Below are 26,193 nucleotides of genomic sequence, written 5' to 3'. Positions count from 1 at the left end.
TTAAATCAAACAGATATGAAACGATATATATTCATGACCATAGTGGCTTTCGCAGGCATGTTGATGACTACGTCCTGCGGAGATGACTTCCTGACTGCTTATTCATCGGAAAAACAGGAAGCCGGTGGGCCGGCAACCGAAGGGGCGATCCTTTCCAACCTCGGCTCTGCTTATCAGATCTTATTGTTCGACAGTTACGCGAGCAACAACTATAACGGTGTCCTGTTTATGTCTGACCTGCGTTCGGACGACCTCTTCAAAGGGGGTGGCGACGCCGGCGACCAGGGACAGCTCTACCGTCTCTCTCAATTCACCTCCAGCGCAGCTGAAACAATCGGTGGATTATGGAGCATCTATTATACCGGTCTGGCGCGTTGCAACAACGTGATCATCGCCTGCGAGAACGCGGTCGACGTGAACGAAGCGAAGCTGGCGCAATACAAAGCCGAAGCCCATTTCCTGCGTGCCTACTACGTGCACCTGTTGTGGAAGTTCTGGGGCAATATCCCGTATTTCGAAGAGCCGCTCAGCTCCGCTCCGTATATGGCGCGTCAGTACAATGCCGATGAGATCTACAACGAGATTATGGAAGACCTGGCGGTGGCCTGTGCCGAAGGCGGCATGGCGATGCGCACCGGCGGAGCGGACCTGGGACGTGCTTCCCGCGCGGCTGCCTTGATGCTGAAAGCCCGCGTGGTGCTTTACCAGAAAGATCAAAGCCGTTACGCGGAGATCACCCAGGATATGGCGACGATCATCAATAGCGGACAGTACGATCTGTTCGGCAACTTCGACGCGATGTGGAACGACGAGAACGAGTTCTGCAACGAATCGATCTTCGAAAGTAACCAGATGCCCGAAGGCAAGACCTGGTCTACCGGCTGGCAAGGCTACGGCACGAACTTACCTGCCTTTATCTCGCCGAACGAATTGAAAGACCCGAGCGGTGTGTTCAAAGGCGGTTGGGGATTCGGCCCGGTACGAACCACGGCTCACGCGATCTATGAAGAAGGCGACTCTCGCCGTGACGCATCGATCAACGTATGGCCTGCCGGTTCCTATGGCGTACGCTTCCAGGATACCGGAATGTTCCAACGCAAATACGCTGCCCGCGTAGGCTACAACCCTCCTCCGGGCGATACCGACCTGAACTACTGCAATAACCTCCGTATCTTCCGTTTCGCGGAAACCTTGTTGAACTACGTCGAATTGGTTCGTATGCACGGACAAGGCGAAGTACAGGGTGTCAGCGCGCAGGATTGCTTCGACCGCATCCGGGCACGTGCTTTCGGCGGAGCCAGCTCCATCGCACCGACAGCCGCCAATATCAAATTGGAACGTCGCCGGGAATTCCTGGGCGAAGGCATGCGCTTCTGGGACCTCGTACGCTGGGGAGAAGCCACTTCCGTATTGACCGAGAACCTGCCGCAGTATAACTCTACCCGTACCTTCGAAGATTGGATGAAGTATCTTCCGATCCCGCAGGGCGAAATGGAAAAGACCAAAGGCACTGAGTTCGAGTTGAAACAGAATGGGAACTGGAACTAAGAGCAATTACGAATTAAGAATTACGAATTAAAAGAAAAGAACATGAAGAATATATTGAAATCCGGATTGCTGGCGCTGATCACGCTGTTTGCGCTGGCTGCCTGTGATCCGCAGGAAAGCAGTGATTATTCCTTAGGGCCCGTGCCACAGGAAAGTCAGTTATCGTTCACGGCAACTCCTTCATCGGGCAAGCCGAATGTTATCGAGTTGAAAGACGCCTCGTCGGTTGCCGGCGTAGCAGTCTGGGATCTGGGCAACGGCTCGACAGCCAAAGGCAGCGACGCCACGGCGGAATATCCGTTTGCCGGCACGTACACCGTGACGTTGACACTCTATACCACCGGCGGTTCCGCCAGTGTTTCGCAGACCATAACGATCGCACAGGATGATATGTCACTCTTGGATACCCCGATGTACAACGCCCTGACCGGTGGCGCCGCCAACCTGAGCGGTAAGACCTGGGTGTTCGACCAGTATCACGATGGACACTTTGGTGTAGGTCCGGCAACGGCTTCAACGCCCGAATGGTGGTCGTGCCCCGCCGAAGGCAAGAATGGCTCAAGCCTGTATACCCAAGAGTTCACCTTTACACAGGTAGGCGTGAAATTGGAATGGAAGAACAACGGATATGTCTATGCCAACGAGCCGGGCAAGAACGCCCTGGGTGGTGAGTTTATTGATAATCCGGGTGGCGCGGGCGACTTCGACGTGAAATACACTCCGAAAAGTAGCTATACCTTCGCCTTGAATGAAACGGATAAGACAATCACCCTGAGCGATGGTGCTTTCTTCGGTTTCTATACCGGAAGCTCTTCGTATGATATTCTTTCCTTGACGGACGATGCCCTGTATCTGAGAAACAAGAGCGCGGTAGAGTCGGGCAACGGTTGGTGGTTCCGCCTGATCCCGAAAGAGAAGAATGTGAAGCCGGATGTAACGGTTGAACTCAAAGCCGTTCCCCTGAGCGACGACTTCGAGAACGAAGCGCCTTCCGTAGTCTTCGATTCGGAAGATATCGGTGAGTTGTTCTCGCAGTATTACCAGAATCCGCTGCCGTTGCCGGTCAATACCTCCAAGCGCGTTTGCATCTACGAGAAGACAACTGCCTTCTATTCGAATATCTTCTTTACGGCCGATGGCTATAAGTTCGACCTGAAAGAAGTGAATAAGGTACGCCTGAAAGTGCTGATTCCGTCGGGTAATGATTACAAGACTGGTTTCCCGGTTGCCGGCGACTGGATCTCGAACAACAAACTGTTGCCGCAGCTTGCCGTGAAACTACAGGACAGTAGCAAAGGCGGGAACGCCTGGGAGACCCAGGTGGAGATTGTCAAGGCCGATCTGGAGATGGACAAATGGCTGGATCTGGAGTTTGACTTCAGCGCTGCCAAAGGTCGCGAGGACTTCGATAAGATCGTGATCCAGTTTGGCGCCGAAGGGCATGCCGCACCGGGCATCTTCTACTTCGATGATTTCTCGTTTGGGAAGTAAGACTATCTTGAGGCTGATCCAAAAGTATCAGATATACTATCTCGGTGTCCCCGCCTGGTCAGGCGGGGGGGACCGCTGCTCGCAGCGGTGGGGTGGTTGTCTTTGTTTGCATAGTTATATATCTTAGCCTGATATATAGGAGCCACCACTCCACCGCTGCAAGCAGCGGTCCCCCTCGCCTGACCAGGCGAGGACTCTTGATACTAACAAAATAATAATAAACAAGCCTCTCTCAATGAACCTGGACAAAATGAACTGGATAATTCTACTATCACTATTGCTTTCGGCTTGTGGGAGCGAAAGCAAATCGGAACAACCCGTCGACAAACCGGAAGAGGCAACGCCCTCCGGTTACGTTCCTGCCGGATACACACTGGTGTGGCAGGATGAGTTCGACGCTGCCGCGACCATGCCCGACCCCGAGCGCTGGTGGTACGAGACCGGCAATCACGGCTGGGGAAATAACGAATTGCAAAACTACGTGCCCGGCATGTACGAAGGCGATCGCTTTGCCCGAGTGAAAGACGGGATCTTGCAACTGATCGCCGACAAACGTGGGGATCAGGTCGTGTCGATCCGCATGAACACCAGCCAGAGCTGGCAATACGGCTACTTCGAAGCGCGTCTGAAACTGCCGACGGGCAAAGGCACCTGGCCGGCGTTCTGGATGATGCCCGCCGACTACAAGAGCTGGCCGGCCGACGGCGAGATCGATATCATGGAAGAGGTAGGCTATCGCCCCGACTGGGTCTCTTCGGCGATCCATTGCACGGACTATAACCACAGTATCGGCACGCAGAAGACCGGTGAGCAGTATCTCGAGACCGCCCGGAGTGCGTTCCATGTCTATGCCGTAGAGTGGACCGCCGACTATATCCGCGCAACGGTCGACGGCAAGCCCCATTTCGAGTTCTTAAATGATAAAAAGGGGAACAAAGACAGTTGGCCCTTCGACAAACCGTTCTACCTCAAGCTGAACCTCGCCTGGGGAGGCAACTGGGGTGGTGCCGAAGGGGTGGATGAAAGCGCGTTGCCCGCCACGTATGAGATAGACTACGTGCGGGTGTATCAAAGGAAATGAAGAATGAGGAATGAAGAATGAAGAATGAGGAAATGAAGAATTGGAGCGAAGCTAAATGAGGAAGGGAAATAATATGAAAAAGAAAATAACAATCGGATTGGGTTGCCTGTTCTTGTTGGCACTGGCTGCCTGCACGGAGAAATCCCAATCGACAGATAAGAAATTAGAGACCCATGTAGAGAATCTTCTGGCGCAGATGACGCTGGAAGAGAAGATCGGGCAGATGAACCAGATCAGTCCGTGGGGGGAGCCGACACAGATCGCCGAAGCCGTGCGCAAAGGGGAGGTCGGCTCTATCCTGAACGTCGTCGATCCGGTGGCGATCAATGCCTTGCAGCAGGTGGCGATGGAGGAGTCGCGCCTGAAGATCCCCCTGATCATCGGGCGGGATGTGATCCATGGCTTCAAAACGATCTTCCCAATCCCGTTGGGACAAGCGGCTTCTTTCGATCCGCAACTGGTGGAAGCCGGCGCCCGGGTGGCAGCTATCGAAGCGGCTTCCGTGGGAGTCGCCTGGACGTTTGCCCCGATGATCGATATCGCCCGTGACCCGCGCTGGGGACGGATCGCCGAGAGCCTGGGTGAGGATAGCTATCTCACCGCAACGCTGGGCGCCGCCATGATCCGCGGTTTCCAGGGCTCGGACCTGAGCGATCCGACAGCGATCGCTGCCTGTCCCAAGCACTTCGTCGGCTACGGCGCGGCGGAAGGCGGACGCGATTATGCCTCGACCTTCATCCCCGAGCGCACGTTGCGCAATGTGTATCTGCCGCCTTTCGAAGCGGCGGTGCGAGAAGGCGCGGCCACGTTTATGACCTCGTTCAACGATAACGACGGCGTGCCTTCGACGGGCAACCGTTTCATCCTCGAACAGGTATTGCGCAAAGAATGGGCGTTCGACGGCTTTGTGGTGTCCGACTGGGCCTCCGTAGCCGAGATGATCGCACATGGATTCTGCAAAGACGGCAAAGAGGCAGCGGAAAAAGCGGTCAATGCCGGGGTAGATATGGAGATGGTGAGCGGACTGTACGTGGCTCACGTCAAAGAGCTCTTGGCGGAAGGCAAGATCCGGATGGAAACGATCGATAATGCCGTGCGTAATATCCTGCGCGTCAAGTTCCGTCTGGGACTCTTCGAGCAGTCGCATATCGACACCGAAGCACCGTCGGTATTCTATGCCGAAGCGCATCTGGCGAAAGCCAAAGAGGCGGCCGTCGCCTCAGCCATCCTGTTGAAGAACGAAGGCGACTTCCTGCCGTTGACCGATCAGATAAAGACCATCGCCGTCGTTGGCCCGATGGCCGACGCGCCTCACGACCAACTGGGTACCTGGGTGTTCGACGGTGATAAGAATTATACACGCACGCCGCTCAAAGCGTTGCAGGAAGAATATGGCGACCGCATCCGGATCCTTTACGCGCCGGGAACAGCCTACAGCCGCGATCGCGCGACCGACGGCATCGCTGCCGCCGTAGCCATCGCCCGCCAGGCGGATGTCGTCTTGGCATTTGTCGGCGAAGAAGCGATCCTGTCGGGCGAGGCACACAGCCTGGCCGACCTCAACCTGCAAGGGGCACAGAGCGAACTGATCGCCGCAGTGGCAAAAACCGGCACACCGGTGGTGACCCTCGTGATGGCCGGCCGCCCGTTGACGATCGAACGCGATGCCGAGGCCTCACGTGCCGTCATGTATCACTTCCATCCCGGAACGATGGGTGGACCGGCCATCGCCGATCTGCTTTTCGGCAAGGCTGTGCCCGGTGGCAAATTGCCGGTCACCTTCCCCCGCACCGTCGGGCAGATCCCCATCTATCACAGCCACAACAATACCGGACGCCCCTACCAGGGCAACGAAACATTGTTGGACGGTATCGCGTTGGAAGCCGGACAGACCTCGCTGGGTAATACCTCTTTTTATCTGGATGCCGGAAACGATCCACTTTATCCGTTCGGATACGGACTCTCATATACCACTTTTGAATATGGTAACCTGTCAATCTCAGCCGACCGGCTGCGACCGACCGATGAGTTGACGGTTACCTTCGAGGTGACGAACACAGGCAAATACGACGCCACGGAAGTGGCCCAACTCTACGTGCAGGACTGCTTCGGATCGGTCACCCGCCCGGTCAAAGAATTGAAACGCTTCGCCCGCGTCGCACTCAAAGCCGGTGAGAAGAAAACCGTCAGTTTCACCTTGCCCGTGCAAGAGCTGGCATTCTATACGATCGATATGCAAAAGAAGGTCGAACCCGGCGACTTCAATCTCTGGGTAGGTCCAAACAGCCGCGACGGACTGCAGACCACATTCGTCGTCGAATAACCCGGAACCGCATAAAACGCTGAAGACGCAGAAGAGAAAAAGCTGCGTCTTCAGCGTTTTTTTCGTTTCGCCGCGCCGTTTTTTTGCCGGGCTGCCGGCCTTTTTTGCTAAGAGGTACCTCATAATTTATTTTGACGTACCTCATAATCTGTTTTGACGTACCTCTAAATAATTTTATACCTACCTCTAACTCCTTTTTGCCGCCCTCTCCCCATGATCTGCCGGGAGAAAACGGGCTTTTCTCGCCTCCACTTTCGAAAGTCCTTCCCGCCACCGCCTAAAAAGGGAGAAGGGTGTTTTATTTTCTTATAAAAGGTTAAAATATCAGCCCGGACGTAGCGGCAATGCGTTCTTTATCCGTTCTTTGCAATAGTGTTTAATATCAATGATTGAACAACTATTACTCAAAATAATCTATTAAAAACGCATTATGACTACAAGAAGAAACTTTTTGAAGAGCGGAAGCTTAGCGCTTGCCGGCTTGATGGTCGGGCAACGCTCGATCGCTTCGATGGCGGAAAAAGCCGCCTACACAACACCTGGAACGGCTGCCACAATGCAGTATGTATGCAAACGACCGGCATTGGCCGACCGGCAATTCACCTCCGAAGCGGTGGAAAAAGCCATCCAGACGACAAAAGCCAAACTGAAAGACCCGAAGCTGGCCTGGATGTTTGAAAACTGTTTCCCCAATACGCTGGATACGACCTGCGAACATTCGATGAAGAACGGCAAGCCCGACACCTTCGTGATCACCGGCGATATCCACGCCATGTGGCTGCGCGACTCGTCGGCACAGGTGTTCCCGCACGTGCAGTTTGCCAACGCAGACGAGAAGGTACGGGTGATGCTCGAAGGCGTGATCCGTCGCCAGACGAAATGTATCCTCATCGATCCGTATGCTAATGCCTTCAACGACGGCCCCCTGGGTGGTGAATGGCAGAAAGACCGGACGAAGATGAAGCTCGAACTGCACGAACGCAAATGGGAGATCGACTCGCTTTGTTACCCTATCCGCCTGGCTTACCATTATTGGAAGAAAACCGGCAATACGGCACCTTTCGATGCGAACTGGGTGAAAGCGATCGAACTGATCTATCAAACCTTTATCGAGCAACAACGCAAAGACAACCTGGGACCGTACAGCTTCCAGCGTGTAACCGACCGCCAGGGCGATACGGTATTGAACGACGGCTGGGGAAGCCCGGTCAAACCTGTTGGATTGATCGTTTCGACGTTCCGTCCGTCCGACGACGCTTCGTTGTTCGGCTTCCTGATTCCTTCCAACCTGTTCGCGATCACTTCATTGCGTCAGGTGGCGGAGATGTTGCGTGAGATCAAAAACAATACATCGCTGGCCTCCAAGTGTGAAGCCTTGGCGAAGGAAGTAGAAGATGCAGTGAAGAAATATGCTATCGTGGAACATCCGGTATTCGGTAAGGTGTATGCCTTCGAGGTAGACGGCTTCCACAATGTCTCTTTTATGGACGATGCGAACGTTCCGAGCCTGTTGGCGTTGCCTTATCTGGGCTGTGTCGATCAGAACGATCCGATCTATCAGAATACACGCAAGCTGGTGTTGAGCGAATACAACCCGTACTTCTTCAAAGGAACAGCCGGCGAAGGTATTGGCGGCCCGCATATCGGTTACGATATGGTCTGGCCGATGAGTATCATCATGCGCTGTAACACAACGAACGACAACGAAGAGATCCGCCACTGCGTCCGCATGCTGCGCGACACGGATGCCAACACCGGCTTCATGCACGAGTCGTTCCACAAGAACAATCCGGAGAAATTCACCCGTTCCTGGTTCGCCTGGGTCAACACCCTGTTCGGCGAAATGATCTACCGCCTGGTCAACGAAGGCAAGACGGATATCCTGAATAATCTGGGATAATACCCTATATGCATTCCGGCTCCTCTCCTGGTCAGGAGAGGGGGAGACAACCACTCCACCATCGCAAGCGATGGTCCCCCTCGCCTGACCAGGCGAGGAGCCAGAATACTCAAATCGTAATTCAAATCAAATACATTTCTTATGAAGTTTTCCTTCCCCCTGTTACTCATTTCCGCCGCACTACTCGTCACCTCCTGCCAACCGCAGCAGGCACGCGACACGGCGGCACAATCACTGGATCTGACGCAATACGTCGATCCCTATATCGGAACCGGCGATCATGGCCATGTCTTTATGGGCGCCAACGTGCCTTTTGGATTGGTACAGCTCGGGCCGTCGAATATCCCGCAGTCGTGGGACTGGACCTCGGGTTACCATATCACCGACTCGACCATTATCGGCTTTAGCCATATGCACCTCAACGGGACGGGTATCGGCGACCTGGGTGATATCAACCTGATGCCGACCACCGGCGAGGTACGTCTGGCACGCGGCACGGTCGACGATCCGCAATCGGGCATGTACTCCCTGTTCGACAGACAAACGGAAAAGGCACGCGCCGGTTACTATGCTGTGCACTTGGAACGTTACGGCATCGATGTGGAACTGACGGCCACCAAACGCGTCGGCTTCCACCGCTACACCTTCCCCGAAGCGCCGGAAGGACGGGTGATTATCGACCTGGAAAACGGACAGAGCTGGGACCGCCCGGTGGACTGCTTTATCCAACAGGAGAGCGCCACGACAATCTCCGGCTACCGCTACTCCGTTGGCTGGGCAAACGATCAGCGGGTGTTCTTCACCGCGGAATTCTCGAAACCGATGACGGGCTTTATCGCTTCCGAATCCGGCGAAGTCAAAGAAGGTACCGAATGGAAAGGCCGCAGAGTCTACGGACAGGCATTGTTTAACATGACAGACGGCGAAGAGCTTTACGTGAAGGTAGCCCTCTCGCCCGTCAGCATCGCCAACGCGAAGATGAATATGCAGGCAGAACTGCCCGGCTGGGACTTCGAACAAACCATCGCCGCTGCCGACCAGGCATGGAACGCGGAACTGAACAAGATCCAGATCCAGACGAAAGACGAACGGGTATTGCGCACGTTCTATACCGCGCTCTACCATACGATGATCGCACCCTCGGAATTCTGCGACGTGAACAAAGACTACCGCGGATCCGACAGACAGATGCACACGGACGCGTCGTTTACCAACTACACCACGTTCTCACTCTGGGATACCTATCGCGCGGCACATCCGCTGATGACGATTATCCACCCGGAGAAGATGACAGATATGATCCAGACGATGCTGACCATCTACAAGGAACAAGGCAAACTGCCGGTATGGCACCTGATGGGCTGCGAGACCGACTGCATGGTGGGCAACCCGGGCATCTCCGTGGTGGCCGATGCCATCCTCAAAGGCTTCGGTGGCTTCGACAAGGAGCTGGCCTACGAAGCGATGAAGAATTCGGCACTGCTCGACGAACGGGGACTGAAATACTTCCGCGAATACGGTTACATCCCCTACGACCTGGAAGGGGAAGCGCTCTCGAAATGTATGGAATACGCGATTGCCGACTGGGCATTGGCGCAGGTCGCCCAGGAAATGGGCAAGACAGAGGATTATGAATACTTCCTCCAGCGCAGCAAAGCCTACCAACACTATTTCGATAAGGAGACCGGCTTCGTGCGCGGACGCTCTTCCACGGGGCAGTTCCGCCCGAACTTCAACCCGTTCGAGTCGGTACACCGGGAGAACGACTATGTCGAAGGTAACGCCTGGCAATACACCTGGCTCGTGCCGCATGATATCGCCGGACTGGTTGAACTCTTCGGTAGCCGGGAAAAGTTCATCGAGAAGCTCGACTCACTCTTTATCGTCGAAGGCTCATTGGGCGAACACGCCTCGCCGGATATCAGCGGCCTGATCGGGCAATATGCCCATGGCAACGAGCCGAGCCATCATGTGTTGTATATGTATCCCTACGTGGGGCAGCCGCGTAAGACGGCCGACCGCGTGCGTGAGGTATTGGATGTAATGTACAACGACCAGCCGGCGGGCTTGTCGGGTAATGAAGATGTCGGCCAGATGTCGGCCTGGTATATTCTTTCTTCGCTGGGCTTCTACCAGGTAGAGCCGGCAGGCGGGAAGTATGTCTTCGGCAGTCCGATCATCGACCGGGCAGATATCCGCGTCAAAGACGGCAAGACCTTCACGATCATCGCCACCAACAACAGCGCGGAGAACAAATACATCCAGAGCATTACCCTCAACGGCCAACCCTACGATAAGTTCTACCTCGACTTCAAAGACATCGAAGCCGGCGGCACACTGGAACTGGTGATGGGGAATTAAGGCTTTATGGAGTTAAGGGGCTCAAGGGGTTTAAGGAGTTTAAGGAAGCAAGAGCTTCCACTCCTTAAACCCCTTGTTCCCCTTAAACCCCTTAATTTCCTTAACCCCCTCTCCTATTCCTCGGATGATGTTCAAGGATCTCCCGCCGCAGGAATTCGCGGTCGATATGCGTATAGATCTCCGTGGTGGTGATCTTTTCATGGCCCAGCATTTCTTGTATGGCCCGGAGGTTGGCGCCGCCTTCCAGTAGGTGGGTGGCAAAGGAATGCCGGAAGGTATGCGGGCTGACGTTCTTATGGATACCAGCCGCCTCGGCCTGCACCTTGATCACATGGAAGACCATGATCCGGGACAAAGCCGTGCCGCGTCGGCTGAGGAAAAGGATATCCTCATGCCCTTTTTTTACGTTGATCGTGTGGCGGTCGAAGAGGTAATTGCGGATCTCGCGTATCGCCGTTTCGGAGATCGGCACCAGCCGTTGTTTACTTCCTTTTCCTTCTACTTTAATGAATCCTTCTTCAAAGTAAACATCCGAGTAACGCAGCGAAGTCAGTTCCGACACCCGCAAGCCGCAACTGTAAAGCACCTCGAGCATTGCCCGGTTACGCTGTCCCTCGGGCAGGGAGAGATCGATACTGTCCAACAGGGCGTTCACCTCGTTGAGCGTAAGCACCTCGGGCAGTTTGACTCCGATCTTAGGCATCTCCAACAACTCGGTCGGGTCGACCTTCAGGTAATCTTCCAATAAAAGAAAGTTATAGAAAGACTTGACGCCCGAAATGATCCGGGCCTGGGAACGGGCATGGATACCGACATCGTGTAGACGGGCGACAAACTGCTGCAGATCCTCGTAGGTAATCTCCGTCACCTTCTTCTTTTCGGCGGCGGCAAAGGAGAGCAGTTTGTCCAGGTCGCGCCCATAGGCATCCAGCGTATGGGGAGAAAGGGATTTCTCCAAACGAAGATACGTATTGTATTTCCGAATGATCTCACTCTCCCGGGCCATTGTTTCCTCCTTGTTCACTGCGTCTCAAATAATTTGTTTACCTTTGCATCGCGTTTCTACTATGGTATCGCAAAGGTAATTAAATTTAGGTATATGAAGCGGTTTCTTATTATCAATGGCCCCAATCTCAATCTGCTGGGCAAACGCGAACCCGATATCTACGGGAGTACGACATTTGAAGGATATCTCGAAAAGCTTCGCGCGGCATACCCTTCCTGCGACATCGCTTATTTCCAAAGTAACATCGAAGGTGAACTGATCGACCGGATCCACGAAGTGGGTTTCGACTACGACGGGATCATCCTCAACGCCGGTGCTTATACGCATACGTCAATCGCCTTGCACGACGCGATCAAGGCAGTGACAACGCCTGTCGTCGAAGTGCATATCTCCAACGTACACGCCCGCGAACCGTTCCGCCACCATTCGATGATCGCCGCCGCCTGTAAAGGCGTGATCGCCGGCTTCGGCATGGACTCGTATCGCCTGGCGTTGGAGGCGCTGGTAGCAATTGATAATTGTTAATTGATAAGAAGGCGAAAGTAAGAAACAAAGAAAGCGAATATAAAGGTATTAGTTTAGAATAAGATTGTGACTTGTTAGTTGATCCGGATGCGGCATCAATTATCAATTACCAATTATCAATTAGTTTATTAGTTATGCTGAAACATACAAAGATTGTAGCCACCATTTCCGACAAACGCTGTGAGGTAGAGTTTATGGACTCCTTATACAAGGCGGGAATGAATGTGGTACGTTTGAATACGGCCCATATGCAAGACGAAGGGCTGAACAAGGTGGTAACCAACGCACGCGCCGTCTCCGACCGGCTGGCGATCCTGATGGATACGAAAGGGCCGGAGATCCGGACGACCGTCCTGAATGAACCGATCGCGTTCACTGCCGGCGACATCGTGAAGATGGCCGGTGATCCGGATGCGGAAACAACCCGCGACTGTATTTATGTCTCCTACCGCAACTTTGCCAAAGACCTCTCGATCGGCAGTGATATCCTGATCGACGATGGTGACCTGGATCTGAAGGTGATCCGGAAAGAAGATGATTTCCTGGTCTGCGAGGCGCTGAACGACGCCACCCTTGGCAGCCGCAAGAGCGTGAACGTGCCGGGCGTACGCATCAACCTGCCTTCCCTGACCGAGAAAGACCGCCACAATATCCTGTGGGCGATCGAGAACGAACTGGACTTTATCGCGCATTCCTTCGTACGCAACCGTCAGGATGTACTGGATATCCAACGCATCCTGGACGAACACAATAGTCCGATCAAGATCATCGCCAAGATTGAGAATCAGGAGGGCGTAGACAATATCGATGAGATCCTCGACGTGGCGTATGGTATCATGGTGGCCCGTGGCGACCTGGGTATCGAAGTGGCTGCGGAGAAGATCCCGGGCATCCAGCGCGTCCTGATCAAGAAATGTGTGGAAGCCAAGAAGCCGGTGATCGTCGCTACTCAGATGCTTCACTCCATGATTCAGAACCCCCGCCCGACCCGCGCGGAAGTGACCGATATCGCCAACGCGATCTATTACCGCACCGACGCATTGATGCTCAGCGGGGAAACGGCCTACGGGAAATATCCGTTGGAAGCGGTGCAGACCATGACTAAGGTCGCCCGGGAAGCGGAGAAGACCAAGATGGCAACCAACGATATCCGTGTGCCGATCACCAGCGACCTGGATGTCACCTCTTTCCTGGCCAAACAGGCGGTGAAGTCGTCGAATAAATTGCATGTCAAATCGATTATTACCGACAGTTATACCGGCCGTACGGCTCGTTACCTGGCAGCTTTCCGGGGAACGGCGACCGTGTTCGCGATCTGTTATAACCCGAAGGTGATGCGCCAGTTGGGACTCTCTTATGGCGTATGGGCCGTCTATCAACCGATGACCGACAGCCGCCGCGCCTATTTCCTGGATGCCCTGCAACAACTGATCAAAAGCGGACAGGTGACGCGCAACAACATGGTGGCTTACCTGAGCGGTAGCTTCGGCGAAGGGGGAGGCACCTCCTTCCTTGAAATCAATAACGTAGGCAAGGTTTTGGATGCCGGGCAGAAATATACCCTGCCCACCTTCCCGGAAAGCGAAGAATAAGTGTATCTTTGAACGATGACGCTCGAAGACTACATACTTGCCCATAGTGATGAAGAAGGCGAACTGCTGGCGGCCCTCAACCGGGATGCCCATGTGAATATTCTTCGTCCCCGGATGCTTTCGGGCCATCTGCAGGGACGTATCCTGAAGATGTTTTGCCGCATGCTGCGTCCGCAGCGGGTGTTGGAGATCGGTACCTATACCGGATATGCCACCCTCTGCCTGGCGGAAGGCATGCCGGAAGGATCAGTGATCCATACGTTGGAGATCAACGACGAGATGGAAGACTTCATCCGAAAGTACATCGACCAGTCGCCCCACCGGGAGAAGATACGCCTGCATATCGGGGATGCCCTGGAGCTGATCCCCCAACTGGAGGAGACCTTCGATCTGGTCTTTATCGACGCCGACAAGCGGCTGTACGCGGAGTATTACGACCTGATATTCCCCAAGCTCCGCCCGGGCGGAGTGATCCTGGCGGATAATACACTCTGGGATGGCAAGGTCGTGGAAGAAACGCCGGCCTCTGACAAACAAACGCTGGGCATTCTGGCGTTCAACGAGAAGATTAAACAGGACGAACGCGTGGAGAAGGTGATCCTTCCCTTGCGCGACGGCCTGACAATGATATGGAAAAAATAAACAAAGAACGATGGACGGAACAAGATTAAGCAAGATAGAACGTCTCCTGCAAAAAGAGGTCGGAGATATGTTTCAGAAACAAACCCAGGGGATGCCAGGCACACTGGTCTCCGTCAGCCGCGTACGGGTCAGCCCCGACCTCAGCCTGGCGAAGATATACCTCAGCATATTCCCTTCGGACAAAGGAGAAGAGCTGCTCAAGTCGATCCGGACGAACACCAAATCGTTCCGCTACGACCTCGGACAGCGCGTGCGCCTGCAACTGCGCCGCATCCCCGAATTGGCGTTCTTTATCGACGACTCGCTGGACTATCTGGACAATATTGATAAACTGCTTCAAAAGTAAAGCGCTTTGAACCTGTCGTTCTACATCGCCCGGCGTTACCTCTTCTCCAAGAAGTCGCATAACGCGATCAATATCATCTCGATGGTATCGGTCTGCGGTGTAGTGATCGCCACGGTGGCGCTGGTCTGCGCGCTCTCGGTATTCAACGGTTTCAACAACCTGGTGGCGATGATGTTCAGCAGCCTCGATCCCGAACTGAAGATCTTGCCGGCCAAAGGCAAAGTGTTCGATCCGACCCGGCCGGAGATCGCCGGCGTAAAAGACTTAGCGGAGGTAGCTTTTATGACCGAAGTCTTAGAAGACAACGCGTTGATCCGCACGCAAGGACGACAGGACTTTGCCGTACTCAAAGGCGTGGATCCGACCTATATGCAAATGACCGGGATTGAAGAGGCATTAGTCGACGGACGTTTCGCCTTGCGGGAAGATGTGGTCGACTATGCGACCCTCGGAATCGGCCTGGCTTACACCCTGGGCACCAAAGCCGGCTTTCTTACCCCCCTGGAAATATACGTTCCCAAGCGGAACGAGAGATACAATCCCGCCAATCCGGCGGCTTCTTTTGATGTGGGATATGCCTACGTAAGCGGAACGTTTCGTATCAACCAGGCGGTGTACGACGATTCGTACATGATCGTGCCGATCGAACTCGCCCGTTCCCTTTTTCGTTACGACAAAGAAGTCTCTGCATTGGAACTCAAGCTTAGTCCGGAAGCGGATCCGGCCCAGGCAAAAAGAAAAATACGCAAAATACTGGGAGAGGCCTATCTCGTTCAGGATCGCTACGAGCAACAGGAGGATGCCTTCAAGATGATGCAGGTGGAGAAAGCGATGACCTTCCTGATCCTTTGTTTTGTATTGACTATCGCGTTGTTCAACCTCGTCGGTTCACTCTCGATGCTGATGAACGAAAAGCAGGAAGACGTACGCACCCTGCGCAATATGGGTGCGGATGAGAACCTGATCAAGCGGATTTTCCTGTTCGAAGGCTGGATGATCTCCGGCTTCGGTGCGGTGATCGGTATTGTGGTGGGACTGATCCTTTGTTTTCTGCAGATCCGGTTCGGCCTGATCCGCTTGGGACAAACGGCGGGCGCCTTCATAATCGACGCCTACCCGGTGCAAGTCATCCTTTCGGACATCTTGATTATCTTCGCCACCGTACTGAGCATCGGCTTCTTCTCTTCCTGGTACCCCGTGCGGCGCCTCAGCAAAAAGTGGTTCCCTTCCAACTAATTATATTCCTCGCCGAACTTCAAACGTGCGTCGGCCATAAACTGTTTGATGCGCTGTTCATCCCCTTTGCGGCAGATCATCAATACATTCCCGGACTCGGCAATGATATGATCGTCGAGGCCCTGAACCACAAGCAGACGGTCCGGATCTTCTAACGAAACCAGATTACCCGTGCTCTCATACAACAAAGCTTTGCTGCTCTTGAGCACCACATTCTGCTGCTCATCCGGATCACCCAGCTCATACAGAGAACCCCAGGTGCCCAGGTCGGCCCAACCAAAATCAACACATAGCATATACACATTATCCGCCTTCTCCATAATCCCATAGTCGATCGAGATATTAGGACTATACGGATAATGCTCCTGAATAAACTGCCGCTCCTCCGCCGAATTGAAATACGGTACGCCCAGATCGAAACGGGCAGTCAACTCGGGAAGATACTTCTTGAAAGCATCCAGGATCGTATTCACATTCCACAGGAAAAGACCGGAGTTCCAGAAAAACTCACCGCTCTGCATAAAGACCTTCGCCAGCTCCAGGTTCGGCTTCTCCGTAAAAGTCTTTACCTTCAGGAAATCACCCAGTTTCTTCTCACTGCTCTGGATATAACCATAACCGGTTTCCGGACGGCTCGGCTTGATGCCCAAAGTCACCAACGCATTGTTATCCCGCACAAAGTCAAGCCCTTTCTGCACATCCGCCAGGAAAACATCCTCCTTCTGGATCAAATGATCCGAAGGCGCCACCACAATATTCGCATTCGGATTGCAATTCCGGATATGATAAGCCGCATAAGCAATGCAAGGAGCCGTATTCCGGCGCGTCGGCTCCAAGAGGATCTGCTTGTCCTGCAACTCGGGCAACTGCTCCCGGATCAGGTCGCCATACCTCTCATTGGTCACGATATAAATATTTTCTGTCGGAATAATTTTATTAAAACGGTCAAAAGTCATCTGTAACAACGAACGGCCGGTCCCCCAGAAGTCTAAAAACTGTTTCGGATAACTCTCTCTGCTGAAAGGCCAGAACCGGCTACCGATCCCGCCGCCCATAATAACACAATAATTATCTTTCATACTATCAGATTATTAAGATGGTGATCAAAACACAGCCAATAAAGATCAGGCTATATGTTACAAATCTAACGAAATAAATCCGTATTTATTCCCTCCCCCACAGACTAAATGAAAAAAAGCAACGAAAGTTTGTCTAATAAAAAAATATATCTACCTTTGCAACGCCTTTTCAGGGAACGCCCTCCACATAAGGCACCTTACATATTGCACATGCCCAGATGGCGGAATTGGTAGACGCGCTGGTCTCAAACACCAGTGGATTCATTTCCATGCCGGTTCGATCCCGGCTCTGGGTACTGAAGCGGAGAAAGTAGAAATGCTTTCTCCGTTTTCTTTTTTATACCCTCGTAATTCGTTGGTTTGCTGATAGATTAAATCAAGGACTTAAACATCGCACTTTCGTCGAAAAAAGCGCAATGTTTTGTTCACCAAAGTGCAATGTTTTGTCGAGCAAAGTGCGATGTTTTGGAAAAGGGGGGGTTGGCGGGTTTCAATTTAGAAGCTAACGCCTCCGGAGCAATAGAGAATATCTTCTTTATAACCTACTGAAAACCAGGCCTCAACATCCCCTTCAGAAACTACCGGTAGTTTGTTCACAAAATACCGGTAGTTTGTCGACAAAATATTAGTAGTTTGTGCGCAAACTACTGGTCGTTTGAAAAAGGGGTTATGCCATCATTGTATTTCTGCGCTGAAATGAATGGAAGACACTACCGGTCCAGCGTGTTTATCACTCCATTCATCTATCCAAATCAACGGTTCTGCAACAATTATTGGCAACACGCGTATGGGCTGGCTTTCTTTGTCGGGAAATAGTTTCAATAGAACTAAAAAAATAAGACAAATGAAAAAGCTAATCGTTGGTTTCGTATTTTTCTTTATGGCTTCCTGTATTATCGCGCAGGATAATCGGCTGAACAAGTATTTTGATCTCCAGTTGAAAGATATAATACGCATGGTTCCTGAAAAACAGGAATATGATGTTGTGATAAAAAGGCAAACGTTGCACCCAATAGAAAACAAGGTGTATGATGGAGAAATATTAAAATCTACCTGGTGGATGTATGATAACGACTCGATTGTATGGGATAATGTTCGTTGGTCGAAGATTGACAACATCTTGCAGGAACCGGAGCAGACTGTTGATTGGAGTGAATTAAACGGGAGGAGTCATATCATTGGTGCTGCCAATAAGATCTTTCAGGAAGATTTCTATTCCGGCATTCCAACAGAAAAGATAGAATGGGCAAGGATGATGACGTCGGATGTTCCCTGGTTTGAATTCGGCTGGTTTATGTTAGACAGTCTTGAATTTCAAAAAGAATATTTCCCACCGGAGATGGAGAATAAAGAAACTTCAATTGAAGGAGTATATACCTTTTCATTTTCATACCTGAAATGTATTTGGGCAGGAATAACATTACATAATAACGAAGTTTGCGCTGTAGTAAAATTCGAATCATTACGCAACCAGATGACAAATTATTGGGAAGGAAAGATAGCTATGCAAGGTCGCAATTTGTATTACGGCGAATTGTGGATATCGTTAAATTCCAAACAAATAGAACATATAGAAATGGTAGAGGACTTCGTAGGCGAGGTTTATCCTCACGCAGCGCTGTTTGAAATGCAACGGACATTGACTATCAACAAGATTAAATAGTCTCTTCTTGAATATATGGCGGACAGGAATGACAAAAAGTTGTAGATTTGTATAGATATGAGAAAGAAAATATTCTACATCGGTTATGGCGCGAGTATATTGTTTGCTATAATATTTCCTTTTCTGTTGGGATGGATACGCTCGCAACCGCTATTTAACGTGGAAAACCTGTTATTCTCAATATGCTGTGGACTTATTGCCTCCATTACTGTTTTTGTCTTTCATAGGGTGATGGTTTATAATTCGAATAAGTCGGCAGCCCAATTGAAAAAGCAATTAATGCCATCATATCTTCTTTTTGTTTCTGTTACAACGTTTTCCGCCTTGTCGCTTTTCTGTCCGACGCTTTATTTAATATACCGGATAAACGACAAGGACACAAGCGGTTTCATGAAACACATCCTCCAACAGGAGTTACCCGGAGTAATTATATCCGTCTTAGCCGGGATCTTTTTGTCTACGATTGTTTTTTTCTTTACCGTTTGGCAGCAGGCAGTTGAGCGGGAGCAACAATCTTCGGCGGAGGCATTGAAATATAAGTACAAAAACCTCAAAGCACAGATTAATCCCCATTTCCTTTTCAATAGTTTGAACACACTCTCTGAAATTGTATATGTAGACGCTAAAAATGCAGACCATTATATACAGATGTTAGCCGCCATTTACCGGTATATCCTGGATAATGAAGAGACAGACCTGATCTCGTTGCATGAAGAATTCCGCTTTATTAATCGTTATTTTGAACTACAGAAAGAACGCGATGGAGAAAAGATCCGACTGGAAATCGATTTCCCGCACCCGGAAAGATACAAGACCATCCCCATTTCTTTACAGATATTGATCGAGAATGCGCTTAAACATAACTCGGCCTCGGAAGAAAATCCTCTACATATTCATATTCAGGAAAACGATGGGTATGTTGTGGTTTCCAATAATATCCAAAAAAGAAATACCTTAAACGCTTCTCACGGAACGGGGCTGGCCAATCTGAAAGAGCGACTGAATCTTATTATAGGGAAAGAGATGACTATAGAGATGAAGAATAATCTGTTTATTGTTAAACTACCCATTATCCGGTCTCAAATATGAAAGTATTGATAATAGAAGACGAACGTCCGGCAGCACAGAAGATTATCCGTCTTTTGGAAGAAATAGATAAAGGCATTGAGGTTGTCGATGTATTGAAATCGGTTGAACAAGCAACGAACTGGTTTACTACTCATCCGGCTCCGGAACTGATTTTCATGGATATTCAGTTGGAAGACGGTATCAGTTTTGAATTATTTGAAACCTGTGAGATAAAAGCTCCTATCATCTTTACAACCGCTTATGATGAGTATACATTGAAGGCTTTTAAGGTGAATAGTGTGGATTACCTTTTGAAGCCGATTGCTTCTGATGATTTGAAAAAAGCAATCCATAAATTCAATACGTACCACAGGCAGAAGATGGATTATACCCAATTGGAGCATATTATCCGCCAGTTACAACCGGCGACAAAAGAACGGTTTCTGATTAAGGTTGGCGAACACTACCGATCGATACCAACCTCTTCTATCCATCGTTTTTATATCCTGGAGAGAAACACTTTTGTCGAGACAGATAAGGGAAAGAATTATCCGATCGACTACTCCTTAGATAAAATAGAACAAATGGTTGACCCGAAACTCTTTTTCAGGGTTAATCGCAATTTTATTGTGAATTTCTATGCGATTCGCGATATCATCATCTATTCATCAAACCGCCTGAAATTAAAACTTGACAATTGGGTGGAGGAAGACATCTTAGTCAGCCGTGAACGCGTCACGGCCTTTAAAGAATGGATGGATCGATAACCCACTTGGAAATCGCCATATTTTCAAACCCGAAAACACCTATGCCACCCAAGTCGCCTTTTTCCATAGCCATTCCAATGGGCCCTGGCGGTGCGTGCGAAGCCACCAGCGGCAGAAGAGGAATTGCAGGAGGAAGACGGCGATGCCGATCAGGAAACAGGCGGTGATGCCGGTGTATCGGTAAAGTCCCAACCCCCAGTTGTAGAACAGGAAGGCGCCGAATAAAGACTGCGACAGGTAGTTCGTCAGACTCATGCGGCCGTACGGGGCCAATGAGTGGAGTATGCCTTTGAGCCTGGTCAGGTAATACAATAGGATAACCCCGGCAAACAAGATGCCGGTGAAGGCCAGGTTGGAAAGGGATTTTAGTATAAGCGTGGAAGGCACGAGCAACGCCTCGCGGCTAATGAACTCGGGAAGCATTGCCGTCAAGCCATAAATCGGGAAGAAAGCGAGGGTAGAGATCAGGAATACCTTGACCCACAGCTTCATATTCTCATCGGAAGGAAGAAATGTCCGGCTACGTCCGATCAGCATACCGACCATAAACAAAGCGGCCGTTTGCGTGATCCGTCCATGCAACAGCATCCAGCCCATATTGGCCACATTACCCGTCCAGATAGCCGTCTTACACATCTCGAGGAAAGAGCCTTCTTTCTGCGCGATATTGACCAAATCCCAATATGGCACATCAAGCCCGGCATTGATCACATATTCCGGGCGAAATAGCGCATAGATAAGCTGCATCCACTCCAGCGGTTGCAACAGGAGAATAACCGCAAGGATCGCCACCGTGCGGGTAGAAAGGCGGCAGACAGCAATCAATACATAACCCACCAATGCATAGAGCACCAATATCTCACCGGGGAACAAAGTCGAATTGATACAAGCAATAAAGAAAAGCAAGACCAGGCGCCAGGCAAACCGCCCGCGGAAGTCTTTCCCTTTCTCTCTTTGCCCGTTGTCCTGAATAAAAAAACTGAAACCGAACAGCAAAGCAAAAATACAATACGCCTTACCCGAGAAAGCGAAAAAGATACTGTCCCAGATCGCCCGGTCGGTAAACAACAGGAAACGATTGGTCTCTTCCGGGAAACTATAGAGACTGAAACGTTCGATAAAATGAATAAGGGTAATCCCCATTACGGCGAAGCCACGCAAGACGTCCGCGATCTCGATACGATGACTATTAGCTGATACGGAACCGGCACCAGCCATTGCCCCTTCAGGGCAGCAGTTTGTTTGAATCATGAATGTAGAGTTATTTGTCGCGTCAAAGATAGTGAAAACCGAATGCAGAACCAAGCTTGCTTGAGTTATGCTGAGGCGCATCCTATCTTCTACAAATATAGAATAAAAAGTTATAATATCCCATAATTTTCATATCTTGCAGCGTTTTTGTGTGTTGCCATATTGACAAGAGAATATAAATGGGTAAGATTGTACCGGAGTTGATTAAACTCTATTTGGTCATTCTGCTGCTTACACTATCTGCAAAAAGTTACTCTATCGACTCAGACAAGCAGCTGTACGAATTACATCAGGACTTGCAAACAGTTCCTGCGGAGGAGCGTTTGCCTTTTCTAGAAGACTACTGCAAGAAGCATACACAGGATGAGAACTACCGGGAATTCCTCCGCTTTTACGAAGAAGAAGCCACACGGATGAACAACAAACATCATCTGGGTAATGCCCTGACCATGCTCGGCCGGCATTACTATCCGGTGTATCCCGACAGCCTGAAGAGGGTTATCAACCGCTTGAAACCGATCGTGGAAGAGAATAAAGAGTATGTAGGTTATATCGATATCTGGGCCTTATATAATTATTCGCTGGTGTGGGAAGGCAAGAATGAAGAATTAGACAAATCGGCTAACGCCCTGAAAACATACAGCCAGCAGGTAAACTACGCCAAAGGACTGGAGCTGGCCGACCTGAATATGGCCTATTTCTACTACACCAACGGGATGGTGGATGAAGCGGAGAAGGTCTATCTGGATGTGTTGGACCGGAAAATCAAACGCGACTCACCGCTTGCCGAGCGTATCAGCATACTCAATCAGCTCTTCCATTACATGACGGACAACAAGAAAAGAGAGAAGTATCTGTTGGAAGCCGATGAGCAGATAAACGTATTCAAGGAACAGCCGAATAACAGCGAAGAGGATAAAAACTCCGTGCAGATGTATGAATTCGCAGTCTATTCCACTCATGCCGAGTTGTTGATAACTGCTAAAAGATTCGACGAAGCCTACGAACGCCTGAAGCAGTTGGATAGTATCCCGGTGCCCCAAAGCTTCCGGGAAGAGCGCCTGATGGCCATCCATAATCTCTATTTCAGCTATTATTTTGAGTTGGAAAAATACGACGAAGCCTTGCTACACCTCGGAGAGATCGAACAGTTGGTGCGCAAGAGCCGGAACTTGGAGAACATCAAGGTGATGCTTTCGAACAAAAGGCGGGTCTACATCAAACAAAACAAGTTTGAAGATTTGTCGCGTGTGCAGGACGAACTGATCCAATTGAAAGACTCCATCAACCAGTCGAATTTCCAGGAGAAGATTGCCGACGTACGTGCCCGCTACGAGATGGATCGATTGGAACTGGAAAAGAAAGAGATGGAGATCGAAGCGGAGAAGACCCGCAGCCAGGCCACGTTGTTATTTGGCGGCTGTGTGTTGTTGCTGTTGGCATTGTGCGGACTGACCTTTGTCATGCGTTCGATCCAGCGCAGCAAGCAGGCCTTGCGCGAAGCCAAAGAGAAAGCGGAGAACGCCGACCGGATGAAGTCTGCCTTCCTGGCCAATATGAACCATGAGATCCGTACGCCGTTGAATGCGATTGTCGGCTTCTCCCAACTGATCATCGAAGAGGTCGATCCCGAGAACAAACAGGAATTCGCGCAGATCATCGAAAGCAATAACGAACTCTTGCAACGCCTGATCGGCGATGTACTGGATATCTCCAAGATCGAGTCGAACTCCATGTCATTGATCTATAAGCAGTACGAAACCTGCCAGATCATGAAAGAATTGTATAACAGTATTTCCCTTCGCGTACCGGAGACCCTTGAGTTTATCCTCGATCCTTGTGAAGCGATCACCATCGAAACCGACCGTAACCGCCTCGTACAGGTCATCACCAACCTATTGACCAACGCGATCAAACATACGCAACAAGGCCATATTCGCTTTGGTTTTGAGCGACAAGATGCGCAGACGCTCTATTTCTATGTCGAAGATACCGGCGAAGGCATTCCGCCCGAGCAGGTCGATAAGATCTTCGACCGCTTCGTTCAATTAGAGAACGGTACCAAAGGTGTAGGCCTCGGACTGGCAATCTGTAAAGGATTGATCACACAGATGGGCGGTTGTATCGGCGTCACTTCTGTCTACGGCGAGGGCTCTACGTTCTATTTCACCCTTCCCCTCGAGCGCAAAGTATAGTTCCGGTCACTGAACCGTTATCACTGCCTGCCCGCGAATAATCTCTCCTTCGTCCGTTATGCCTTCGATCACCACGTCGTAGGAAGTTGTGGTGTCGGGTGTGTTGAAGCTAATTTCCGCCTCACCATCCAGCGAGAGTGAAACTACCGGCAGCCAAAGCAGTGTGGCCCGCCTTTCCGGAAGAGCTACCGTTTGCACCTCTTCCGTCTCCTCCATTCCGGGTGCAGGCATTTTCTCAAGATAGTTCATCGCCGATTTGGTGGTGATCACCAGTAACTTCTCGGTGTCCATAACAGCCGAAAGCCTTACAACCAAATCCACCTGAAGCACATCTTCGACAAACAGGAAATCTTCCAGATCACTATCGGCGCCCGCACCGGAAAGAATATCCATGCCGTCGACCAGGATCTTCACCATGGTACCGCGATGATAAGGCACTCCTCTCGTGATGCGGAAGCCGGGGATGCCGCGCAAGAGGTCCTTGATGGAATGGGGGTTGCGCTTTTCAATATCTTCGAGGGTCAATCGGGCATCCGGCCGTCCGACGACAAAAGGAGAACGTATATTCCGCGGTTTTGCTTTCTCTTCGACCGTCACATCGTCCAGCAGGATATGAAAAGCTTCCTCTTCCGGCGAAGGCATCTCCTGCTCGTATGCGATCTCCGGAATCTCAAAGTCTTGCGCCAATACACGATCCACCGCATAGCGCTGCCACCCTTGCGTCAGCATCAGGCAATCCAATATATGCAATTTGTCCGCAGTCGGCTGATCGAAATACCAGGCGGCACCTTCGACGGGGTCTTTCAATTCGGATGTCAACAACAAAGAAGAAAGTATCGTCACGGCCGGTTCCGGTGGTGCATCCGCCCGATCGGTCACCGACAGGGAGAATGTCCCACGCAACGGATTCCCTTCGAGATCGGAAACGTAGATGGAAAGCCCGACCTTCTCGCCCTTGTCGTAGACTATTTTATCGGTCACAATGGAACTTTGTGTCCGGTCATTGCCTGCCATATTATAGACAAGACGCTCACTAACCGACTGCCCCTCCGCGTTCAGAAGCAACACCTGCACAACTCCCGAAGGGAAAAATGTTTTATCGAAAGAGAGATACGGCTTGGCCGGACCCCAACGATCCGCATAATATACCGTACCCCGGCAATGGATCAACAGGGTATAGTCCGCTGCCGGTGCCGCCCCTTTTCCCGTCAATAAAGAGACGACGTAGTTATTCCGGACCGAACGCAGTTGCAGAGCCACCGCATCGGCTTTAGCCTCAGGCAACGCAAAGCGACGCGTCTGTCCCTGCGAACCGGTGCACTCGGCATAATACGTTTTCCCCGCTTCGGCATGCAACTGAAACGTACCCATACCGGCATGCACGGAATTGAATACCGTCACCTCCTGCCCGGCTTCATCCACTACGCGGCCGCGGATCGGTTCTGCCTGTTCCGCCCGGAAAGCAATTGTCGTAGCGGCTCCCACCGGCAAGTTGCCGCCTTCAGGGAAGAAAGAGACCTGGAATTCATCGTTCGCTACCGTACTCTCCCCTGCCGCGCCGGTCCCGATCCGTAGACTCTTCCGAAAGAAATAGTCCGGTCCTGTATTCTCCATATATCGGGTATAGGCGCGCAAGCTGTATTCGCCGGCAGAAAGAGCTCCCGGGATCGGCAGATAACCCTGATAACACTCCCGGTCGGCCTCGAGCATCACCCGGGATATAGGTGTATCCGTTTGATCGAGTAATTCTGCATACACATAACGGCTATAAGGTACCGGTTCATGCGTGGCAGCATCGACCAGATAGGCCCGAAACCAGACATTCTCGCCCGGCAGATACTGCGCCCGGTCCGTATGCAGATAGAGTTTCTCCTGCGGATACAATTGTTGTTGCTGATGAAACAATAATGGAATGGAGTCGTTGGGTGAAGCAAAAGCTTTCGTTGCCCCGGTCAGGCAAAACAGGCAATATAATAAAACGTAAAAACGGAAGTGTAGCATAGGATAATCGTTTGAGTGATACACACAAATATAAAGTATTTTTTCAGCGATCCATTGAAAAGTTACCACTCATTCGAAAAAAAAGGGCACTTCTCTTTTCCAGAAGTGCCCTTTCTTC

The 26,193-nt window shown here is 51.1% G+C and carries 19 protein-coding genes and 1 tRNA gene; 16 read left to right on the top strand and 4 right to left on the bottom strand.

Features of this window, described 5'->3' with window-relative positions:
* The first annotated feature begins 15 nt into the window (after positions 1 to 15).
* From M2133_RS12450 to M2133_RS12425, 6 genes are all read left to right on the top strand, one after another.
* Positions 16 to 1,548 carry a RagB/SusD family nutrient uptake outer membrane protein gene (locus M2133_RS12450; RefSeq protein WP_277466482.1) on the top strand — a complete coding sequence of 511 codons (1,533 nt, stop codon included), beginning with the start codon at positions 16 to 18 and terminating at the stop codon, positions 1,546 to 1,548.
* A 42-nt stretch (positions 1,549 to 1,590) separates the two neighbouring features.
* A complete protein-coding gene (locus M2133_RS12445) occupies positions 1,591 to 3,039 on the top strand; it encodes a PKD domain-containing protein (RefSeq protein WP_277466481.1) in 1,449 nt (482 codons plus the stop codon).
* A gap of 250 nt (positions 3,040 to 3,289) precedes the next feature.
* A complete protein-coding gene (locus M2133_RS12440; protein WP_277466480.1) occupies positions 3,290 to 4,120 on the top strand; it encodes a glycoside hydrolase family 16 protein in 831 nt (276 codons plus the stop codon).
* A 73-nt stretch (positions 4,121 to 4,193) separates the two neighbouring features.
* A complete protein-coding gene (locus M2133_RS12435; RefSeq protein ID WP_277466479.1) occupies positions 4,194 to 6,443 on the top strand; it encodes a glycoside hydrolase family 3 N-terminal domain-containing protein in 2,250 nt (749 codons plus the stop codon).
* Positions 6,444 to 6,873: 430 nt separating this feature from the next.
* Positions 6,874 to 8,343 (top strand): glycoside hydrolase family 125 protein, encoded by a 1,470-nt coding sequence (locus M2133_RS12430; RefSeq protein ID WP_277466477.1) that lies wholly within the window; start codon positions 6,874 to 6,876, stop codon positions 8,341 to 8,343.
* Positions 8,344 to 8,484: 141 nt separating this feature from the next.
* On the top strand, positions 8,485 to 10,704 hold the full coding sequence (locus M2133_RS12425; RefSeq protein WP_277466476.1) for a GH92 family glycosyl hydrolase: 2,220 nt from the start codon (positions 8,485 to 8,487) through the stop codon (positions 10,702 to 10,704).
* Positions 10,705 to 10,804: 100 nt separating this feature from the next.
* Here M2133_RS12425 and xerD read toward each other — a convergent pair whose 3' ends face one another.
* Positions 10,805 to 11,710, bottom strand: coding sequence for a site-specific tyrosine recombinase XerD (gene xerD, locus M2133_RS12420; RefSeq protein WP_277466504.1), 906 nt, complete (start codon positions 11,708 to 11,710; stop codon positions 10,805 to 10,807).
* A gap of 93 nt (positions 11,711 to 11,803) precedes the next feature.
* On the opposite strand from xerD, the gene aroQ reads away from it, so the two are divergent.
* From aroQ to M2133_RS12395, 5 genes are all read left to right on the top strand, one after another.
* Positions 11,804 to 12,235, top strand: a complete 432-nt coding sequence (gene aroQ / locus M2133_RS12415; protein ID WP_277466475.1) for a type II 3-dehydroquinate dehydratase — start codon at positions 11,804 to 11,806, stop codon at positions 12,233 to 12,235.
* A gap of 134 nt (positions 12,236 to 12,369) precedes the next feature.
* Positions 12,370 to 13,827, top strand: coding sequence for a pyruvate kinase (gene pyk, locus M2133_RS12410; RefSeq protein ID WP_277466473.1), 1,458 nt, complete (start codon positions 12,370 to 12,372; stop codon positions 13,825 to 13,827).
* A gap of 15 nt (positions 13,828 to 13,842) precedes the next feature.
* Positions 13,843 to 14,469 carry an O-methyltransferase gene (locus M2133_RS12405; protein WP_277466472.1) on the top strand — a complete coding sequence of 209 codons (627 nt, stop codon included), beginning with the start codon at positions 13,843 to 13,845 and terminating at the stop codon, positions 14,467 to 14,469.
* A 10-nt stretch (positions 14,470 to 14,479) separates the two neighbouring features.
* Complete coding sequence (gene rbfA, locus M2133_RS12400) at positions 14,480 to 14,815, top strand: 30S ribosome-binding factor RbfA (protein WP_277466470.1); 336 nt, start codon at positions 14,480 to 14,482, stop codon at positions 14,813 to 14,815.
* 6 nt (positions 14,816 to 14,821) lie between these two features.
* Positions 14,822 to 16,051, top strand: a complete 1,230-nt coding sequence (locus M2133_RS12395) for an FtsX-like permease family protein (protein ID WP_277466467.1) — start codon at positions 14,822 to 14,824, stop codon at positions 16,049 to 16,051.
* On the opposite strand, the gene M2133_RS12390 is transcribed toward M2133_RS12395, so the two are convergent.
* Positions 16,048 to 17,130: a mannose-1-phosphate guanylyltransferase gene (locus tag M2133_RS12390; protein ID WP_277466465.1), complete on the bottom strand. Its 1,083-nt coding sequence runs from the start codon at positions 17,128 to 17,130 to the stop codon at positions 16,048 to 16,050. The genes M2133_RS12395 and M2133_RS12390 overlap by 4 nt on opposite strands.
* Positions 17,131 to 17,342: 212 nt before the next feature.
* On the opposite strand from M2133_RS12390, the gene M2133_RS12385 reads away from it, so the two are divergent.
* The 4 genes from M2133_RS12385 to M2133_RS12370 all read left to right on the top strand — a co-directional run bounded on the left by M2133_RS12385 (position 17,343) and on the right by M2133_RS12370 (position 20,628).
* Positions 17,343 to 17,426 (top strand) — tRNA-Leu (locus M2133_RS12385).
* 548 nt (positions 17,427 to 17,974) lie between these two features.
* Positions 17,975 to 18,793: a hypothetical protein gene (locus M2133_RS12380; RefSeq protein WP_277466464.1), complete on the top strand. Its 819-nt coding sequence runs from the start codon at positions 17,975 to 17,977 to the stop codon at positions 18,791 to 18,793.
* Between the two features lie 390 nt (positions 18,794 to 19,183).
* Positions 19,184 to 19,882 (top strand): histidine kinase, encoded by a 699-nt coding sequence (locus tag M2133_RS12375; RefSeq protein ID WP_277466463.1) that lies wholly within the window; start codon positions 19,184 to 19,186, stop codon positions 19,880 to 19,882.
* Complete coding sequence (locus M2133_RS12370; protein WP_277466462.1) at positions 19,879 to 20,628, top strand: LytTR family DNA-binding domain-containing protein; 750 nt, start codon at positions 19,879 to 19,881, stop codon at positions 20,626 to 20,628. The genes M2133_RS12375 and M2133_RS12370 overlap by 4 nt, the downstream gene beginning before the upstream one ends.
* 39 nt (positions 20,629 to 20,667) lie before the next feature.
* Here M2133_RS12370 and M2133_RS12365 read toward each other — a convergent pair whose 3' ends face one another.
* Positions 20,668 to 21,846, bottom strand: a complete 1,179-nt coding sequence (locus M2133_RS12365) for a DUF418 domain-containing protein (RefSeq protein WP_277466503.1) — start codon at positions 21,844 to 21,846, stop codon at positions 20,668 to 20,670.
* 212 nt (positions 21,847 to 22,058) lie between these two features.
* Here M2133_RS12365 and M2133_RS12360 point away from each other — a divergent pair, with 212 nt between their 5' ends.
* On the top strand, positions 22,059 to 24,074 hold the full coding sequence (locus M2133_RS12360; RefSeq protein WP_277466460.1) for a HAMP domain-containing sensor histidine kinase: 2,016 nt from the start codon (positions 22,059 to 22,061) through the stop codon (positions 24,072 to 24,074).
* Between the two features lie 6 nt (positions 24,075 to 24,080).
* Here the strand turns inward: M2133_RS12360 and M2133_RS12355 are convergent, their stop codons facing one another.
* Positions 24,081 to 26,075, bottom strand: coding sequence for a hypothetical protein (locus M2133_RS12355; protein WP_277466459.1), 1,995 nt, complete (start codon positions 26,073 to 26,075; stop codon positions 24,081 to 24,083).
* Between the last annotated feature and the right edge of the window lie 118 nt (positions 26,076 to 26,193).

This window comes from Parabacteroides sp. PF5-6, assembly GCF_029504695.1.
In the GTDB taxonomy this organism is placed as follows: Bacteria; Bacteroidota; Bacteroidia; order Bacteroidales; family Tannerellaceae; genus QVMG01.
The sequence above is the reverse complement of the archived record's forward strand: the minus strand, read 5'-3'. Positions and strand labels throughout refer to the sequence as shown.